The following is a 3,177-nucleotide window of genomic DNA, read 5'->3' as shown; positions in this document are numbered from 1 at the left end:
CGCCATCGCCGCGACGATCGATCCGCACGGCGACTATTACGAAGCGACGGCGGCGTTCCAGACCAAACTCATTCGCCATGCCTTGGCGGTCACCAATGGCAACCTCACAGACGCTGCCGCGCGGCTTGGCCTGACGCGGCATGCCCTTCGCCATCAGATACTGAAGCTCGACCTCAGCTGAGCCGATTAAGCTTTCCCGCGACCACCGGCCGAAACGCGCGCTTGTCCATACAGAATGCGCGCATTGCGCGCGTCCACGCGTGGAAGTCACAGGCGGTGCTGTGGCGTTTGCGCCGGACCGCGGCACGACGGTTGATTTTCATCGCCCTGTCAGTGACTTACCCGAGCGCATGGGATTTGGCACAGACTTTGCTTTGTCCGGATCGAAGCACCATCGACGCCGATCGGAGAACGTCTGCCATGCCGACCATCAAAATCATTTGCCCAAACGGCCATTTGGGCTTTGCCCCCCTCAAGCTTGAGAGTTTCCAGCTCGGGGTTGAGGCGGGCCCGGATTTCATCGCCGCCGATTCCGGCAGCGATGACATCGGGCCCGTCCCGCTGGGCTCGGACACTTCCACGTCTCCGGAGGCCTGGCAGCGGCAGGACCTCGAAGCGATGCTTCTTGCGTCGCGTCGTATCGACGTGCCGATGATCATTGGCTCCGCCGGCGATACTGGCACCAACAGCCGGGTCGACCACTACGTCGAGATCATTCGCGAGATCGCGAAGAAGCACAACCTTGCGCCCTTCAAGCTTGGCTACTTCTATTCAGAAGTCGACAAGGAACTCGTACGTAAGGCCATCGGAAGCACTGAGCCGGTTCTAGGCCTTGATGGCCGCGAACCGCTCGATGAAGCCGAACTCGATGCAACGGATCGGATCGTCGCCATGGCGGGAGTTCATCCATTCGTAAAGCTTCTCGACGAGGGGTGCGACGTCATCATCGGCGGTCGTTCGAGCGATTGCGCCATCTTCGCCGCCGCGGCTCTTCATCGCGGCGCGAGCGAGGCGGACGCCTATTACCTTGGCAAGGTGCTGGAATGCGCGTCGTTCTGCGCCGAGCCCTACGGCGCAAAGGAAACGGTCCTCGGTGCAATCGAAGGGTCCGGCGTGACGGTCACGGCGATGCATCCGGGCCAGCGCTGCACGATCGCGTCCGTGGCCGGTCACGCGATGTACGAGCGCTCAAACCCCTTCGATGAATTCGTAGCGGGCGGGCGTCTCGACATGCGCGATTGCCACTACGAACAGATCGACCCCCGCACTACGCGCGTGACGGGCCAGCGATTCATTCCGGCTGAGCGGGTGCGGGTAAAGCTCGAAGGCGCCGGCAAGGTCGGTGAACGCTTCGTCGGCATCGCGTCGGTGCGCGATCCCTACACGATCGCCAATATCGACAAGGTCATCGACTGGGCCAAGGAACAGACCAAGGAACGCTTCGGCGCTTCGGGCTACGAACTCTTCTACAACGTGTTCGGTAGGAACGGCGTGATGGGCGATCTTGAACCGGTGAAAGTCCCCGCCCACGAACTGTGCATTGTCGTGCAGGGCGTCGCGCCGAGCATGGAGATGGCCGAAGAGGTCTGTATGACAGGCACGCGTCAGCTGTTCTACGCGCGCCTCCCCGAGGTGAAAGGCACGGCCGGCGGGGTCGCGTTCGTCCTTGACGAAGTCCTGAAAGCGTCTCCGGCCTATCGCTGGACCATCAACCACACCTTCGCGGTCAATGACCCGATGGAGCTTTTCCCCACCCATACCGCCATTATCGGCGCCTGAGCACCTCATCATGAAAAAGCTATCGGACCTCGCGAAGACCATTCGCAGCAAGAACGCCGGTGTCGACAAGATCACGTTCGACATTATCTTTACGGACCGCAACGTCTACAATCAGGTGAGAAAAAGCAAAGTTCTCAGCCCCGCCACGATCGCGACCCTGTACGGTATCGATCAGAGCCGTATTGCGGAATTCGTCGAATACGACCCCGCCTGCGCCATCAAGTTTACGATCTTTCGGATCCGTCCAAGCGGCAGCGCGGGCGACCCGGATATCTTCGGTGCACAGCAATAYGCGCCTTTGCTTGATATTCAGGTCGACATCTGAGAGGTCGGATCCGCTTGCCTTCGAACGGGTGCGCCGAATTCCGCACCCGCTCAACGGTGGGGCGTCAAGGATATCCTCGCCACACTTCGCTTCGTTCAAAAACCCCGGGACAAGATCTCTGCCTTCCGAGTGCTGCTGCTTCTGCCTGGCATCGGACCGCGTTCGGCCAACGACGTTATCAACGCGATCAACGGCGCTCCTGACCCTCTCACGACGATTTCTACCGTGTCGCCGTCTCCGCGCGCCGGCGAGGCGTGGGACGATTACATCACCATGATCCGTGAGCTCAAGTTGGGATCGGTTGGCTGGCCAGCCGAGATCGAACTCGTCCGGGACTGGTACCAGCCCCATCTCGAGCGGACCAACGATGATGCGGGCGTTCGCAACGACGACCTCCTGGTGCAGATCGCAACAGGCTACCCCTCGCGGGAGCGGTTTCTGACGGAGCCGACGCTCGATCCGCCGAACGCTACCAGCGACCAGGCTGGCATTCGCCATCTCGACGACGATTATCTCATCCTCTCGACCATCCATTCCGCTAAGGGCCAGGAATGGAAATCGGTCTTCATCCTCAACACCGTGATGGCTGCATCCCCAGTGCTCTGGGCACCGGGACCAAGACCGAGATCGATGAGGAGCGGCGCGTTCTCTACGTTGCCATGACGCGGGCGGAAGACCATCTGCACCTCGTCATGCCGCAGCGTTTCTTTACGCACAACCAGCATCCGCGGGGCGATCGCCATGTCTATACGCTGCGGACGCGCTTTATCACGTCGAAGCTACTGAAGCTCTTCGAGTGCACAAGCTGGTCGAGCGAACCGACGAAGCACCTCCAGTATCGCGCGCATCCCAGATTGATGTCGCGGCGCGAATGAGAAAAGATGTTTGCCTAAGCGTGGAGCTCCTCGTTGGGCACGACCAACCCTGCGATCCGCTGAGGCGCGTCACTCAGCTCGGTGTGAGTCATCGCGTCCAGAAAACCGGCGATGAGCCCATGAAGGTCACCCGTCACGGTCCATTCCCTTCCCGACCGACGTGACGGCAGCGATCAAGTTGCCGCAGTCGCCCTATGT

The 3,177-nt window shown here is 60.8% G+C and carries 3 protein-coding genes and 1 pseudogene; all 4 read left to right on the top strand.

The genetic code is table 11. The features are described 5' to 3' along the window. A partial coding sequence (locus tag AC1DVM_RS22850; protein WP_477258390.1) for a helix-turn-helix domain-containing protein occupies nucleotides 1–181 on the top strand: 181 nt, incomplete at its 5' end. Nucleotides 182–420: 239 nt separating this feature from the next. Continuing rightward, the gene (locus AC1DVM_RS22845) at nucleotides 421–1,779 is read left to right on the top strand and encodes an acyclic terpene utilization AtuA family protein (protein ID WP_477258388.1); all 1,359 of its coding nucleotides are present in this window, start codon (nucleotides 421–423) and stop codon (nucleotides 1,777–1,779) included. A gap of 10 nt (nucleotides 1,780–1,789) precedes the next feature. Next, nucleotides 1,790–2,104 carry a DUF4387 domain-containing protein gene (locus AC1DVM_RS22840; RefSeq protein WP_477258386.1) on the top strand — a complete coding sequence of 105 codons (315 nt, stop codon included), beginning with the start codon at nucleotides 1,790–1,792 and terminating at the stop codon, nucleotides 2,102–2,104. Nucleotides 2,105–2,167: 63 nt separating this feature from the next. Then, a pseudogene (locus AC1DVM_RS22835) lies at nucleotides 2,168–2,913 on the top strand (3'-5' exonuclease); the annotation flags it as partial. Nucleotides 2,914–3,177 lie beyond the last annotated feature (264 nt).

It is taken from the genome of Microvirga sp. P4_A5 (assembly GCF_056402495.1).
This window is presented reverse-complemented; position numbering and strand designations above follow the sequence as displayed.